Source organism: Paroceanicella profunda, assembly GCF_005887635.2.
GTDB classification, from domain to species: Bacteria; Pseudomonadota; Alphaproteobacteria; order Rhodobacterales; family Rhodobacteraceae; genus Paroceanicella; species Paroceanicella profunda.
The window spans coordinates 1,750,544-1,765,161 of sequence record NZ_CP040818.1; the positions used below are offsets into that span (position 1 = coordinate 1,750,544).

A 14,618-nucleotide genomic window follows, 5' to 3' on the forward strand; every position below is an offset into this window, starting at 1 on the left:
GTATCTCCCTGTCAGAGAACGTGTTTTATCCGGTCAGTCTTCTTGCGGCAGCAGCAGGCATTTCTCCGGCGCCCAGGACAGCCACACCGGGCTGCCCGGGGTCACCAGCGCCGCGTCGCTGCCCGCCGGCAGGTCACACAGCACCGGGGTGCCGGAGGCGGTGCGCAACACGAGGTTGATGCGGGCGCCGCCGTAGACGGCGTCCTCCACCGTCGCGGGAAGGGCGTTCGCCGCACCAGCCGGCTGCGCCGCGGTGATGGTGAGATTCTCCGGCCGCACCGCGAGATGCGCGGCCCCGGTGCCGACGGTGCGGGCCGGCGCGCGCAGCGCCACGCCCTCGAAGGCGCCGGCCATCCCGGCCCCGTCCGCCCGCAGCCCGGAGACCGGGAAGAGATTGATCTGGCCCAGGAATTCCGCGACGAACCGGTTCTCCGGGCGCTCATAGACATCCTCCGGGCTGCCGACCTGCTGCAACCGGCCCTGGTCGAAGATGGCGATGCGGTTGGAGAGGTGCAGCGCCTCCGCCTGGTCATGGGTGACGAAGACGAAGGTAGTGTCCGTGTCGCGCTGGAGCGCGCGCAGCTCGGCCTGCATCTGCTCGCGCAGGTTCTTGTCCAGCGCGGAGAGCGGCTCGTCGAGCAGCAGCACCCGGGGGCGGAACACCAGCGCCCGGGCCAGCGCCACGCGCTGCTGCTGGCCGCCGGAGAGCTGGCTCACCTTCTTGCGGGCATGCGCGGTGAGGCCGACGCGCGCCAGCATGTCATGCACCAGCGTACGGCGCGCGCCGCGGTCCATGCCGCGCACCCGGAGCGGGAAGGCCACGTTGTCCTCCACGCTCATGTGCGGGAACAGCGCGTAGCCCTGGAACACCATGCCGTAGTCGCGCGCTTCCGGCGGGCGGGAGGTGATGTCGGTGCCCAGCTCGTGCAGCGTGCCGGCGGAGGCGTTCACGAAGCCGGAGAGGATCATCAGGAAGGTGGTCTTGCCGGAGCCGGAGGGGCCGAGCAGGGTGAGGAACTCGCCGTTCGCGATGTCGAGGGAGATGCCGGCAAGCGCCTTCGTCTGGCCGTAATGCTTCTCGATCCCGCTGGCGCGCAGGAACGGCTGGGCTCCGGCCGTCATGCCGCTGCCCCGCATGTCGGTGCCGCCGGAAGTGTCGTCATGCAAACCCCGTCTCTCTCCTGCCTGCCCCCGAATTGGGCAGGCGCGCCCTTTCAGGCGCGCGATCCCGCTCCCGGGAACCTTTCAAGCCTGAAAAATAATCATACGGCCGGGGGCTTCGGATTGTAAAACGGTGTTTCTCAAAGCATACGTGGATTTCATCAAGGTGAGAGGTCTCCCGATGCGCTTCAGTGGGAGTGACATGCGCCTGTTGCAGGTGTTCGTGGCGGTGGTCGAGCATGGCGGTTTCGCGGCGGCGGAGGGCGAACTGAACCTCAGCCCCTCGACCATTTCCAACCACATGTCGGCGCTGGAGGAGCGGCTGGGCATGCGGTTGTGCCAGCGCGGCCGGCGCGGGTTCCGCCTCACCGAGGAGGGGCAGTCGGTCTATGCCGCCGCGGCGCGGCTGGACACGGCGCTGGCCGATTTCACCTCCGAGGTGGGCGAGGTGCAGGGGCGGATCGGCGGCGACCTGAAGATCGGCCTGGTCGACGCCGTGTCGGGGGACCCGAACAACCGCCTGCACGAGGTGCTCGCCCGGCTGCGCACCCGGGCGCCGCGGCTGGGCATTTCCCTGTCGCAGGAGCGGCCGCAGGAACTGCAGAGCCGGGTGCGCGACGGCGCCTTCCACTGCGGCATCGGCGCGTTCCTCCACCAGATCGACGGGCTGGTGCACCAGCCGCTCTATTTCGAGGATCACGGGCTCTACTGCGCGCGGGCCCACCCGTTCTTCGGGCAGGAAGATGACCGGATCACCGCGGACATGCTGAACGGCGCGCCCTATGTGCACCGCGGATACTGGCGCGAGGAGGACACCCGCGCCCACGGGTTCGCCAATGTCCAGGCCACGGTCTACCAGATCGAGCCGCAGTTCATGCTGATCCGCACCGGGCATTACATCGGCTTCCTGCCGCATCACTTCGCCGAGCCCTGGGTGGCGGCGGGCGACCTGCGCGCCATCGCCCCGGCGCGCCACCGCTACCGGGCGCGGTTCGACCTCATCCTGCCGCGGGGCCAGAGGCATACGGCGGCGCTGCGCGAGTTCCTGCGCGCGGTCGACGAGGTGTGGCGGGGGGTGGATGCGGAGGGGATGGCTGAGCAGGGAAACAGGATCCTGCCGGGCTGAGGCTCAGGCGGGCAGCGGGGCCACGGCGCGGCAGAAACGGTCCACGTGCCGGGTGATCGCGCTGGAATCGAGGTCCATGTGGTAGAACAGAATCCGCATCGCCACCGAGGAGGACAGGTCGCGGAAGCACTCGCGGGCATTCATCGCGGGGTCGATCTCGCCGCGGATGACACCGCGCTCCCAGATCACCATCACGTGGCGATAGGTGACGGTGGCGTGCAGGTCTTCCACGCTGCGGGCGTAGTCGATCTCGCAGATGGCTCGGTAGAACTGGCTCGCCATCACCTGTCGCGGGGCGTGGCGGCAGACGGAGACGAGACGCTCGACCATCGCGTACATGTCCCCGTGCAGCGTGCCGGTCTCGGGCACCTGCGGCGGGATGGATGAACTGATGGACGTGTCGAACAGCAGGTCCCCGATGGTCGGATACCGGCGATAGAGTGCGGGCTTGCCGATGCCGGCGGCTGCGGCAACGGCTGTCATGGTCAGGGCTCCGTATCCGCCCTCGTCATAGAGGCGGATGGCGGCTTCCCTGATCCGGTCGTCAATGGAAGGGTCGCGCGGGCGTGCGATGGCTCCGGCCTCCTTGAAGTCAAAGAAAAAAACGAGGACGACGGACGCGATACCCCGGTAAGGTTAACTAGCGCATCCCTCGGAGAGATTTCAACCCATGGATGCCTGCGACTCTCCGCGCTCGCCCATTCGGATATTGGTTCGGAAGTGGTTCAGGCTCGCGGAGGCAGTGGCCTGCGGTACCCGGGGCAGGGCAGTCCTGCGGCCGGGTGCGGCAGCAGGTCGCAGGGCGCGCGAGGCCGGATCGGGCGCCCGGGCGAGCGCCGCCCTGCGAGGCATCGACTTCCGCCGGGCCAGGTTGCATGATGCCGCTCCCGGGCGCAGCGGTGCGCGAAGATTGCCCGCGCCCGGGAGCTTGCAGTTTCGGGAGGAGACAAGAAATGACGACATTGACACGCCGCCGGCTTCTCGGCGGCATCGGCGCCGTTGCCGGCGTCGCGGGGCTGACCGGGCTCGGCCTGCCGGCCCGTGCCGCTGCCAGCAAGGTGAACGTGGGCGCGCTGCGCCTGGTGAGCCACGCTCCCAGCTTTATCGCCCAGGAGCGCGGATATTTCGCCGAGGCCGGGCTCGACGTCGAATTCAGCTTCTTCCAGGCCGCCCAGCCCATGGCCGTGGCCATCGCCTCCGGCGACGTGGGCTTCGGGGCCACCGCCATCACCGGCGGCCTGATCAGCCTTGCGCAGAAAGGTGTGGCAAAAGTTATCGGCGGCGCGCTGCGCGAGGAAAAGGGCATCCCGGGCCAGGTGATCCTCGCCTCCAACGCCGCCTACGAGGCCGGGCTCACCCGTCCCGAGGCGCTGGCCGGCCACTCCTACGGGGTGACGACCGCCGGCTCCTCCTTCCACTACATGGGCTCGCGCGTGGCGCGCGCGGCCGGGGTGAACCCGGAGGAGCTGCGGTTCCGCCCGCTGCAGAAGGTGGGCGCGGTGATCGGGGCGCTGAAGTCGGGGCAGGTGGACGCCTGGTCCATCGTGCCCAACATCGCCGACGGGCTGGTCCAGGCGGGCGCGGCGAAGCAGATCGGCCTGATCGCCGATTACATCCCGGACTATCAGGTGACCACGCTGATGTGCTCGGCCGCCAACGCGGCTGATGAGCGCGAGAAGACGGCCGCCTTCATCGCGGCCTTCGCCCGGGGCGCCGCGGATTTCAACGCGGCCCTGGTGGACCGCAGCGCCGGAGACGCGGACGAGATCGTCGCGATGATCCACAAGTACGTCTACGAGGACGACGCGCCGGAGGTGGCCGCCAGGAAGATCGCCGCCGGCGCCATGCGCCTGTCTCCGGGCTGTGCGCTGGACATGGGCTCGGTGGAGGACCAGCTGGACTGGTTCCGCGCCGAGGGCCTGGTCAAGGACGCGGTGACCACGGAGATGCTGGTCGATCCGTCCTACGTGGACGCTGCCTGAAGGAGGCCCGGCGATGGACCTGTCCCTGCTCGACATCGGCCATTCCTATGGCCGGACCCGGGTGCTCGACGCCATATCTCTCGAGATCCCGGCCGGGCAGGTGCTGTGCATCGTCGGTCCCTCCGGCTGTGGCAAGTCCACCCTGCTGCGGATGATCGGCGGGCTGGAGCGCCCCTCGCAGGGCCGGGTGATGAGCCGGGGGGAGGCGCCCGAGGGCTGCCTCAACCCGCTCACCTACGTGTTCCAGGACTTCGCCCTGCTGCCCTGGCGCACGGTGGCCGGCAACGTGGCCCTGGTGCTGGAGGACCACGGGCTGGGCCGCGCCCGGCGCGCGGCGATCGTCGCGGACGTGCTGGCGCGCACCCGCCTGTCGGAGTTCGCCGGCGCCCTGCCGCGCCAGCTCTCGGGCGGCATGCGCCAGCGGGTTGCCATCGCGCGGGCACTGGCGGTGAACCCGGCGGTGATGCTGCTCGACGAGCCGCTCTCCGCGCTGGACGCGCAGACCCGCGAGCTGCTGATGGAGGATCTCGTCGGGCTCTGGACCCGGGCGCCCTTCACGGCCGTCTACGTCACCCATAATCTCGCCGAGGCGGTGCGGCTGGGCCACCGGATCGTGGTGCTCTCGCGCCGGCCCGGGCGCATCCGCGAGATCGTGACCATCGACACGCCGCTGGCCGGGCGCACCACCGGCGACGCCGGGCTGGAGAAGGTGCAGGCGCATCTGTGGGACCTGATGCGCGAGGAGGCTCGCGCGGCCGATGCGGAGCTGCTCGATGTCTGACCGCGTGACCACCCCCGCCCTCGGGGCCGGTGCCGCCGCGCCCCGCCCTTCGGGCAGCGGAGCGCCGCGCGCCGCCGCCCCCGGCGCGGCGCCGGCGGGCGGGCGCCACGCGGCGCCGGTGCGGGCCGCTGCCGGCCCGGATCCGCTGGCGGGGCGCGAGGTGCCGTTTCGCGGCGGCGGGTTCCGGCCCGGCGCCCGGCGCTGGGTGGCGCCGGTGCTCTTCGTGGTGATCATCGCGCTGATCGAGGCCGGCACGCGCTCGGGCTGGATCTCCGACCTCACGCTGCCGAAGCCCTCGGATGTCTTCGCCACGCTGGTGGATCTCGCCCGCTCCGGCCTGCTGTGGAAGCACCTCGGCCCGTCGCTGGGCCGGCTGGTGGTGGGGGCGAGCCTGGGCGCGGGCGCCGGCATCCTGGTGGGGCTGGCGATCGGGCTCTTCACCCTGGCGCGCGCCGGGCTCGTGCCGCTGGTCGCCGCGCTGTTCCCGATCCCGAAGATCGCACTGCTGCCGCTGTTCGTGATCTGGTTCGGCATCGACGAGACGTCGAAATACGCGCTGATCGCCTTCGGTACCTTCACGCCCACGGTTGTCGCCACCTATGGCGCGGTGGACGCGGTGGACCGCGGGCTGATCCGCATGGGCCAGAGCTTCGGCCTCCGCTGGCTCTCCATCGTGCGCAAGATCGTGCTGCCGGGGGCGCTGCCGGGCATCCTCTCGGGGCTCAGGGTGAGCCTTGCCATCGCCATCATCCTGCTGGTGGCCGCCGAGATGCTGGGTGCGGAATACGGCATCGGTGCCTATATCCTGGAGGCAGGGGCGCTCTACGACCTCGAGAAGCTCTTCGCCGGGGTCACGGTGCTGTCGGTGCTGGGGCTGGTGGTGAGTTTCCTCATCGGGCGGGTGGAGCGGCTGCTGCTCGGCTGGCGCGGCTGAGCGGGGGCGGCCCGGTCTCGACAGGCTTCCGCCGCCGGGCTAGAGAGCGCCAGAGGCCCGAGAGGGCCGGCAGAAACGGGGAAACGCAGCACATGACCTTCGACCGCACGATCAGGATCGCGCCCTCCATCCTCTCGGCCGATTTCGCCGCCTTCGGCGCCGAATGCGAGGCCATCGAGGCGCAGGGCGCCGACTGGGTGCATGTGGACGTGATGGACGGCCATTTCGTGCCCAACCTCACCTTCGGCCCGGCGATGGTGAAGGCCATCCGCCCGCATGTGAAGACTGTGATGGACGTCCACCTGATGATCGCCCCGGCGGACCCCTACCTGCAGGCTTTCGCCGAGGCGGGGGCCGACATCCTCACCGTCCACGCCGAGGCGGGCCCGCACCTGCACCGCTCGCTGCAGGCGGTCCGCGGGCTGGGCTGCAAGGCCGGCGTGGCGCTGAACCCGGCCACCCCGGCGGACGCAATCGACTATGTGCTGGACGACATCGACCTCATCTGCGTGATGACCGTGAACCCGGGGTTCGGCGGCCAGAGCTTCATCGCGAGCCAGGTCGCGAAGGTGCGCCGGCTGCGCGCCATGGTCGGCGACCGGCCGGTGCATATCGAGATCGACGGCGGCGTGACCCCCGAGACCGCGCCGCGCGTGGTGGCGGCCGGGGCGGATGTGCTGGTCGCCGGCTCGGGCGTGTTCAAGGGCGGTTCGGTGGCGAACCCGGGTGTCTACGGCGACAACATCCGCGCCATCCGCAGGGCCGCCGAGGCCGCCCGCAGCGCCTGACCGCACCCCGCCGGCCGGTCTTCGCCCGATCCCGGCCGGCACCGCCGTCACGCTCCGGGCCTGCCGGGAAACGCCCGTCTCGCCGAGGGGGCCTCGCGGCCCCCGCAGCTCGGCGGGCGTGGCGAAGGCCCTGGCGGGCCTGCGCCGGGCGCGTCGGGCGGGATGCCGGTGCGGGCTGTTGAGGGGGCTCGGCCCGGGTTGCCGCGGCGTGACGGGAGCTGTCGGGGCGGGCAGGCGGACGCCCCCCGTCGGGCGCAGCGCGATTGCCCTCCGCCTGTCCGCAGCGCCTTCAGCACCATCAGGGGCCGGACGTCTCCGCCCGCGGCGGGGGACCGGAGGTCCCGCGCCACGCCTGCCGGGCTGCGGGGGCCGTGAGGCCCCCTCGGCGAGGCAGGCGTTTCCGGCCCGGGAGGGAGGGCACCGCCGGCCCGGGAGGGAGGGCACCGCCGGCCCGGGAGGGAGGGCGCCGCCGGTCAGGGGACTAGGGCGACGTCGTGATCCCGGGTGGGGTGGCGGGTGAGGGTGAGCTCGATCCCGCTGATCCGGGCCAGCACGCCGGGGGTCATCATCTCCGCCGGCGGGCCGTCGAAGATCACCTCGCCGGCGCGCAGCGCGATCACCCGGTCCGCGAAACGCGCCGCCAGGTTGATGTCATGCAGGATGGCGATCACCCCGCGCCCGGCCTGGTCGCACAGGCCCCGCAGCAGGGTGAGCAGGGCGTACTGGTGCGCGAGGTCGAGCGCCGCCGTGGGTTCGTCGAGCATCAGGAGCGGGGCGTCCTGGGCCAGCGCCATCGCCACCCAGGCCCGCTGGCGTTCCCCGCCCGACAGCCGGTCGACCGGCGCATCGGCATGCGCGTCGAGCCCGGCCCGGGTGATGGCCATGGCGATGGCGGCATGGTCCTCCTCCTGCCAGCGCGCCAGCGCCCCGCGCCAGGGGTAGCGCCCGAGCAGCACCAGCTCACGCAGGGTGAGCCCGGCGACATCCGGCAGCACCTGCGGGAGATAGGCGATGCGCCGGGCCAGCGCCTTCTGGGCGAACCCCTCCAGCGGCGCGCCGTCGAGGGTGACGCGGCCCTGCTGCGGCACCTGCTGGCGGGCGAGGATCTGCATCAGGGTGGACTTGCCGGAGCCGTTGTGCCCGAGGATCGCGGTGATCCCAGTGCCGGGCAGGCTGAGGCCGGGCACCCGCAGCGTGGTGCGGCCGCCGTGCCGCACGGCGATGCCCTCGGCCTGCAGCGCCGCCGGACGGGCGGCGGGGCCGCCGGCCGGGCCGGCGGTGGCCGGGCTGGTGTTGGGAAGGCCGGCGGTGGCGGGCGAAAGGCTGCGCCCGGCGAGGGCTGCGGCGGAGGGTGCGGTGGGGCGGGGGTCAGACATCGGGATGCTCCCAGTATTCCTTCATGCGGGCGAAGCGCGTGGCATCGTCCTGGCGGGTCGGGCAGCTGTCGCACACCGTTCCGGCGGCGCTGCGATAGGCCAGGCAGCAGGTCTTGCGGTCGACGACCATCTGCACCCGGCCGCCCGAGAGCGTGATCGGCACCAGCCGGCTCTGGCCGGCCAGCCCCGCCGCCTCCAGCCAGGCCTCGGAGAGGGCGGCGAGGCGGGCGGGCCCATCCAAGCCCGGCACATGGCGGGCCACGCGCAGCAGCGAGAACAGGATGCGATCGGCCAGCAGGCGGCGGGCATTGGCCGGTTTCAGCCGGGCGACGGCGCAGAGATCGGCCAGCAGCACGTCCATCTGCGCGCGCAAGGCGGCGCCGGCGAGGGTGACGAGCGTATCCTCGCAGGCCTGCGACAGGGTTTCCCGCCCGAGCCGGAAGCCCGCCACCAGCGCCCCCTGCGGCCTCAGGCTGAGGCTGTCGAGCGCGGGCAGCAGGCCGAAGCCGTGCACGGCATAGACCGCCAGCGCCGCCGGCTGCCACTCCAGCATGCTCCAGGCCCGGGTGGCCCAGTAGGCCGGCCCTGCGCCCGGTTCATGCAGGCTCAGCGCTCCGACCAGGGCGGCGAGGGCGGCGGAATTGTCCGCTCCCGCCGCAATCCAGCCGGGCGGGCAGGGGCCCATCTCGCCGGAGAGCAGCGGCGCGCGGTCACGCAGGGCGGCGAGAAATCCGGCGGGATCGGCAGCGATCATCTCGGGTTCTCCGGCAAGGCCCGCGACAGCGCGGGCGGACGGGACGGCCGGCCCGCCGGGGCGGACCGGTGCGAGGCGGGGTGCCGCCGGGCCCTGCAGGCCCGCCAGCCGTGGCACACCCACGGGGAGCGAAGGCCCGCCGCCGGTGAAGATCGGCGGGCCCGCCGCCGGGTCGGACCGGCAGCCCCCGGTGGCCTGCCGCCGTGTCCGACCGGCGATCCCCCGGAGGGATGCCGCCGTTTCGGACTGGCGGGCCCCGGAGGCCTGTCGCCGTGTCCGGATGGCGTGCTCCGCAGGCCGTCTTGCACCGGCGGGGGCCCCGGGGCCTGCCGCCCGGTTCGGACTGCCGGGACGGCGGTTCTCCGGCCCGATCGGAGTTGCCGGGCCGGCGCCCGGTGTGGAGCTGCGGGCCGGGTGGCCCGGCAGCCGGATTCAGGATGGCGGGGCCGCTCGGGCCTGCCGCCGGCCGGTCCGGGCCCGGGCCCGGGCCCGGAGGACCGTCCCCCGCTCGGCCCGCGGCCCGGAGGCCCCTCTCCCTCTCCCGCTCTCGGCCCGCGACCCGGATCAGGACCGTTGCCCGCCAGGCCCGCGACCCGGATCAGGACCGTTGCCCGCCAGACCCGCGACCCGGGTCGGGACTGCGGGCCCGGCAGGTCGGTGGCCCGGGTCAGGATTGCGGGCCCGGCCGGCCCGCGGCCCGGGTCAGAACTGTGCGCCGAGGTTCAGCATCACCGTGCGGCGCTCGCCGTAGTAGGCGGACACCCCGTCGGTCGAGGTGATGTAGATCTCGTCGGTGATGTTGCGGACATTGAGGGTGAGGTCGTACCGGTCCCACTCATAGCCGATCATCGCGTCCCCAAGCGTGTAGGAGCCGGTCTTCACGCCCCGGTACCAGGACGGGCCCGCGTAGCGCACGCCGGCGCCGATCTTGAAGCCCTTCGCGAAATCCGACGGCCGCCAGGTCACCCAGGCCGAGGCGTTGTTCTTCGACAGGCCGTCGATGGGGCTGCCGCTTTCCATCTCGCTGTCGAGCCAGGAGTAGTTCGCCAGCACCTCGAAATCGCCCAGCTTCGCCTGGCCCTCGATTTCCACGCCACGCACCTTCGTCTCGCCGGACTGGACCTGGAAATTGTGGTCCTCGGGGTCGGTTTCCAGGATGTTCGACCGGGTGATGTCGAAGGCCGAGACCGTGATCAGCGAGGGGATGCCCGGGATCTCGTATTTCACGCCGATCTCGTACTGCCGGCCGCGCGTCGGGTCGAAGGCGTTGCCGTCCGCGTCCGTGCCGAAATTTTCCTGGCGGAAGCTCTCGGAATAGCTCGCGTAGGGCGAGAGGCCGAACTCCGTGAGGTACATCACCCCGAAGGAGGTGGAGACGGCGTTGTCGGACTGGTCGATGCCCGAGCCGGGGTTCTCCGTCGTCACCCGGTCCCAGCGGATGCCGGCGTTGAACAGCAGGTTGCCCCAGCGCAGCTGGTCCTGCGCGTAGAGCCCGACCTGCCGGAAGGTGACGGCCGGGGTGTCGACCGTCGGGACATCCGGTGCGCCGGTGTAGACCGGGTTGAACGGGTCGATCGGGTAGCCGGTGTAGTAGCCGTTCTCCGCGGTGTAGGAATCGTCGTTGTCATAGGAGGTGCGGGTGAAATTCGCCCCGACCAGCGCCGTGTGGGACACCGGGCCGGTGGAGAAATCGGCGGTGCCGTTCAGGTCGGCGGCGAAGATCCGGGTGCTGCTGTCGGCGGCGTAGAAGTCGCGGTCCGCCGTGCCGTCGGGCCGGTAGCGCGTGGGGTAGTTGTCATAGGCCCACCAGGAGTGCTGGTAGAGCATGTTGGATTCCGAATACCGCGCGCCGGCATGCACCGCGAAGATGTCGTCCAGCTTGTGGTCGGCGAGCAGCGTGACCGCGACCGATTCGACATCCAGCTTGTCGAAGCCCGGCTCGCCCACGTAGGTCGAGGTGTCGAGATACTGGCCGTTGGGCGCCGGCACCACGGTTCCGTAATAGGGCAGGAACTGCGTGTCCGGCGTCTGGTCCATCTTCTGGTACTTGCCGAGCAGGGTGATCTCGGTGTCCGTGTCCGGCCTCCAGGTGAGGGCGGGGGCGACGAGGAAGGCATTGTCGCGGCCCTCATCCGTCTGCGTGCCCGACTTGCGGTAGAGCAGGCCCAGCCGCCCGAACAGCTCGCCGTCCGAATCCACCTGGCCGTTGAGGTCGAGCGTGGCCTGGCGGTGGTCGTAGGAGCCGAACTCCACGTCCGCGCGCCGGAAGGTCTCGCGCTGGGGGCGCTTGGTGACGAGGTTGAGCAGCCCGCCCACCGAACTGTTGCCGTACATGGTGCCGGAGGGGCCCTTGACCACCTCGATCCGTTCCAGCGTGAACACCTCCGGCAGGGTGTCGTTGTAATACCCGGTGGTCTCGGAGATCAGCCCGTCGAGGAACATGGAGGGAGTGAAGCCGCGCACCTGCACCCAGTTGCCGCGCTGGTCATAGCCGTACAGCCCGGCCTTCACGCCGGAGGTGTATTGCAGGGCGTCCTCCACGCGCTGCGCGCCGATGTCGGCCATCCGCTGCTCGGTGACCACGCTCACCGAGCGGGTGGTCTCAGCGATCGGCGTGTCGGTGCGGGTGGCGGAGGCGCTCTGCGTCGCGATGGTGGGCCCAAGTCTGCCGCCGGTCTCATCGTTGAGCGTGCCCGCCCCTTCCACCACGACGGGATCGAGCGCGATCGGCTCCTGGGCCTGCAGGGCGGTGGCGAATGACAGGCTGGCCGCGGTGGCCAGCAGCAATGGTCCGGATTTCAATGTGGAAGTCTCCCGTCAGGCGGTCTTGAGGTGCGGAGGCTGCCTGGCGAAGAGCTGGGATTGGGCCTTTGATCCCAAGCGCATAGGTGCGCGGGGGAGGGCTGTCAAGGTATCCGACTAAATGACTTTGGTATTTTCTCCGCCCTCTGCCGGCCCGTCGGAACCGCGCCGCAGGGCCCCCGGGCGCGACGGGGACGGAGCCGGCCAGCGCCGTGGCGGGCGGGGAAGGGGCCGCGCCGCGCAGGCGCCTGCGGACCCGGAGGGGGGCGGGCCGGCGGCGCAGGTCGGCCCGTGTCAGGCGTCCGGGCCGCGCGTCTTCTCGAACAGCCGGATCACCTGGGTGCGCGCATCGGTGATATGGGCCCGGAGGCGCTTGTGCAGGTCCTCCGGATCCCGGTTGCGCAGGGCGGCGACGATGGGGTCATGCGTCTCCGCGATGTGCACGGGGTCGTCGTAGAGCGAGCCGATCAGCGCGATTCCCGATCGCATTTCCGTGGCCAGCGTGTCGAACAGCCGGACGATGCGCTCATTGCCGCCGATCTCGCACACCATGCGGTGGAAGGCATAATCCGCCGCCACCTGCTCATGGGTGGCGCCGGCGCGGCCCAGCCGGTACATCAGGGCCACCTGGGCCTCCAGCCGGTCGATGTCGGCACTGGTGAGCCGCTCCAGCGCACGTTGGGCCGCGTGGAGTTCGAGGCACAGGCGCAGGTCGTAGATTTCCTCCAGCTCACCCGTGCCATAGGCATGCACGAAGAAGCCGCGGCGCGGATGCGAGACGATCAGCCCCTGGCTTTCGAGCAGCCGCAACGCTTCGCGCACCGGGGCGCGGCTGGTGCCCATCTCCTTGCTCAGGCGCAGCTCGGTGACCTTTTCGCCCGGGCGCAGGCGCCCGTCGCCGATGGCCTCCACGATCTGGCCCGCGATGCGCGTGGCGAGATCGTCGCTTTCCAGGGGGCGGAAGGTCTGCTCTGCTGCCTGTCCGTCTGCGTTCTTCTCAGCTGCCATGGCTCCTCCCACGGGCACGCCGGTTCCGGTCCGGCAGAGCGGACATACATCCACACAAAAAGCGGATTGTCGACAGTTGAACTGTCCAGCGATTGGTGTCAGTCTGCGCGGCAATCGGAACAGACACTTCAGGGAAACGGACGATGACACTGCAAGAGCGCGTCTCCGCGACGCAGGCATCCGAGCGGGTCGAGCTCGCCGCCGCATACCGCCTCGTGGCGCATTTCGGCATGGATGACAGCATCTTCACCCATATCTCGGCCCGCGCCCCGGCCGGGGAGGGCGACCACGCCTTCCTGATCAACCCCTATGGCCTGCGCTTCGACGAGGTGACCGCGAGCAACCTCGTCACCGTGGACCTGGAGGGCAACATCCTGCGCGACAGCTACGGCGCCGGGCTGAACAAGGCCGGGTTCACCATCCACTCCGCCGTGCACGAGGCCCGGCCGGACGTGATGTGCGTGCTGCACACCCACACGGTGGCGGGCGTGGCGATCTCCTGCCTGGAGGAGGGGATCCTGCCGCTCAACCAGTGGTCGCTGGGCTTCCACAAGCGCGTCGCCTTCCATGACTACGAGGGCGTGGCCCTGAACCTGGAGGAGCGCGCGCGCCTGGTGGCCGATCTCGGCGACCTCGATGTGATGATCCTGCGCAACCACGGCATGCTCACCTGCGGGCGCACCGTGGGCGAGGCCTTCAAGCGCATGTACAACCTCGAGCGCACCTGCCGCGCTCAGCTGCAGATCATGGCCTCGGGCGGCAAGATGCGCTTCGTGGAGGAGGCGCTGGCCGATCACGTCGGCGACCAGTTCGCCAACTGGTCGAAGATGCACGGCGAGGAGGGCCGCCACGACGCCGAGTGGGAGGCCTACATGCGCCTCGCGAAGAAGCACCACCCCGATTTCGACAGCTGATCGGGGGCAGGAATGAAGGATCTGTCCGCGGGCACGGAGCCCGTTACCGGTGTCTATCTCTCCACCACCATCGACCTCGCGTCGCGCTACCTCTCGCCGGGCGAGACCCGCATCCGGCTCCTGCGCCCGGAAGATGTCGAGGACCCCGCCGCGGTGCAGTTCGCACTGGCCTGGCGGCCCGCGGATGACGCCTTCTCGGCCTATCCGAACCTGAAGCTGGTCTCCTCCATCGCCGCGGGCGTGGACAGCATCACCAACTGCCCCAGCCTGCCGGCGGGCGCCGCCGTGGTGCGGGTGCGCGACGAGGCTCAGGCCTCGCGCATGGCCGCCTTCGCCGCGTGGCAGGTGGTCTGGCATCACCGGCGCATGGGCGAGCTGATGGGCTACGCCGCCGAGGGCCGCTGGCAGCGCGCCGCCTCGCCCGAGCCGTTCCACGAGTGGACGGTCGGCATCCTGGGCTACGGGCTGATGGGCCGCACGGTCGCGCGCGGGCTGGCCGCGCTGGGCTATCCCGTGATCGCCGCCTGCCGCAGCGCGGCGGAAAGCGCGCCGGGTATCGAAGTGATCGGCGGCGAGGGCGCCATGCAGGAGGTGGCGCGCCGCTCGAAGGTGCTGATCAACCTGCTGCCGCTCACCGAGGCCACGCGGGACGTGCTGAACGCGGAATTCTTCGCGCAGATGCCGAAGGGCGCGGTGCTGATCCAGCTCGGCCGTGGCGAGCACCTGGTGGACGACGACCTGCTCGCGGCGCTCGATTCGGGGCATCTCTCCTCGGCCTCGCTCGACGTGTTCCGTGCCGAGCCGCTGCCCGAGGGCCATCCCTACTGGAGCCATCCCGCCATCACCATCACCCCGCACACGGCGAGCGACACCACCCCGGAAGAGGTGATCCGCCAGCTTGCCGACGCGGTGCAGGACGTGATGGCCGGGCGCCGGCCGGCCCACCTGGTCGACCCGGCCGCCGGCTACTGACCAGACGCGACTTCGGGCCG

General features: G+C 71.1%; 13 protein-coding genes. 7 read left to right on the forward strand and 6 right to left on the reverse strand.

What is annotated here, in order from left to right:
* Positions 1-33 precede the first annotated feature (33 nt).
* Complete coding sequence (locus FDP22_RS07885) at positions 34-1,167, reverse strand: ABC transporter ATP-binding protein (RefSeq protein ID WP_239031903.1); 1,134 nt, start codon at positions 1,165-1,167, stop codon at positions 34-36.
* Positions 1,168-1,294: 127 nt separating this feature from the next.
* Here FDP22_RS07885 and FDP22_RS07890 point away from each other — a divergent pair, with 127 nt between their 5' ends.
* The gene (locus FDP22_RS07890) at positions 1,295-2,287 is read left to right on the forward strand and encodes a LysR family transcriptional regulator (protein ID WP_239031904.1); all 993 of its coding nucleotides are present in this window, start codon (positions 1,295-1,297) and stop codon (positions 2,285-2,287) included.
* A 3-nt stretch (positions 2,288-2,290) separates the two neighbouring features.
* On the opposite strand, the gene FDP22_RS07895 is transcribed toward FDP22_RS07890, so the two are convergent.
* The gene (locus tag FDP22_RS07895; protein ID WP_138572587.1) at positions 2,291-2,770 is read right to left on the reverse strand and encodes a TetR-like C-terminal domain-containing protein; all 480 of its coding nucleotides are present in this window, start codon (positions 2,768-2,770) and stop codon (positions 2,291-2,293) included.
* 470 nt (positions 2,771-3,240) lie between these two features.
* Here FDP22_RS07895 and FDP22_RS07900 point away from each other — a divergent pair, with 470 nt between their 5' ends.
* The 4 genes from FDP22_RS07900 (at position 3,241) to rpe (ending at position 6,772) form a co-directional block, all read left to right on the forward strand.
* Positions 3,241-4,269: an ABC transporter substrate-binding protein gene (locus FDP22_RS07900; protein WP_138572238.1), complete on the forward strand. Its 1,029-nt coding sequence runs from the start codon at positions 3,241-3,243 to the stop codon at positions 4,267-4,269.
* 13 nt (positions 4,270-4,282) lie between these two features.
* Entirely contained in the window at positions 4,283-5,050 is a 768-nt protein-coding gene (locus FDP22_RS07905; RefSeq protein ID WP_138572237.1) for an ABC transporter ATP-binding protein, read from the forward strand.
* A 160-nt stretch (positions 5,051-5,210) separates the two neighbouring features.
* A complete protein-coding gene (locus FDP22_RS07910) occupies positions 5,211-5,984 on the forward strand; it encodes an ABC transporter permease (RefSeq protein WP_430225854.1) in 774 nt (257 codons plus the stop codon).
* 92 nt (positions 5,985-6,076) lie between these two features.
* Positions 6,077-6,772: a ribulose-phosphate 3-epimerase gene (gene rpe / locus FDP22_RS07915; RefSeq protein WP_138572236.1), complete on the forward strand. Its 696-nt coding sequence runs from the start codon at positions 6,077-6,079 to the stop codon at positions 6,770-6,772.
* A 473-nt stretch (positions 6,773-7,245) separates the two neighbouring features.
* On the opposite strand, the gene FDP22_RS07920 is transcribed toward rpe, so the two are convergent.
* From FDP22_RS07920 to FDP22_RS07935, 4 genes are all read right to left on the reverse strand, one after another.
* Positions 7,246-8,148 carry an ABC transporter ATP-binding protein gene (locus tag FDP22_RS07920; protein ID WP_205910859.1) on the reverse strand — a complete coding sequence of 301 codons (903 nt, stop codon included), beginning with the start codon at positions 8,146-8,148 and terminating at the stop codon, positions 7,246-7,248.
* The gene (locus FDP22_RS07925) at positions 8,141-8,902 is read right to left on the reverse strand and encodes a siderophore ferric iron reductase (protein WP_138572235.1); all 762 of its coding nucleotides are present in this window, start codon (positions 8,900-8,902) and stop codon (positions 8,141-8,143) included. Before FDP22_RS07925 ends, FDP22_RS07920 begins: the two co-directional genes overlap by 8 nt.
* 702 nt (positions 8,903-9,604) lie before the next feature.
* The gene (locus FDP22_RS07930; protein WP_138572234.1) at positions 9,605-11,704 is read right to left on the reverse strand and encodes a TonB-dependent siderophore receptor; all 2,100 of its coding nucleotides are present in this window, start codon (positions 11,702-11,704) and stop codon (positions 9,605-9,607) included.
* 294 nt (positions 11,705-11,998) lie between these two features.
* The gene (locus FDP22_RS07935) at positions 11,999-12,712 is read right to left on the reverse strand and encodes a GntR family transcriptional regulator (RefSeq protein WP_138572233.1); all 714 of its coding nucleotides are present in this window, start codon (positions 12,710-12,712) and stop codon (positions 11,999-12,001) included.
* Positions 12,713-12,855: 143 nt separating this feature from the next.
* Between FDP22_RS07935 and FDP22_RS07940 the strand changes: the two genes are divergently transcribed.
* Together FDP22_RS07940 and FDP22_RS07945 are read left to right on the forward strand one after the other, a co-directional pair.
* On the forward strand, positions 12,856-13,626 hold the full coding sequence (locus FDP22_RS07940) for a class II aldolase/adducin family protein (protein ID WP_138572232.1): 771 nt from the start codon (positions 12,856-12,858) through the stop codon (positions 13,624-13,626).
* Positions 13,627-13,638: 12 nt separating this feature from the next.
* Positions 13,639-14,598, forward strand: a complete 960-nt coding sequence (locus tag FDP22_RS07945) for a 2-hydroxyacid dehydrogenase (RefSeq protein ID WP_138572231.1) — start codon at positions 13,639-13,641, stop codon at positions 14,596-14,598.
* Positions 14,599-14,618 lie beyond the last annotated feature (20 nt).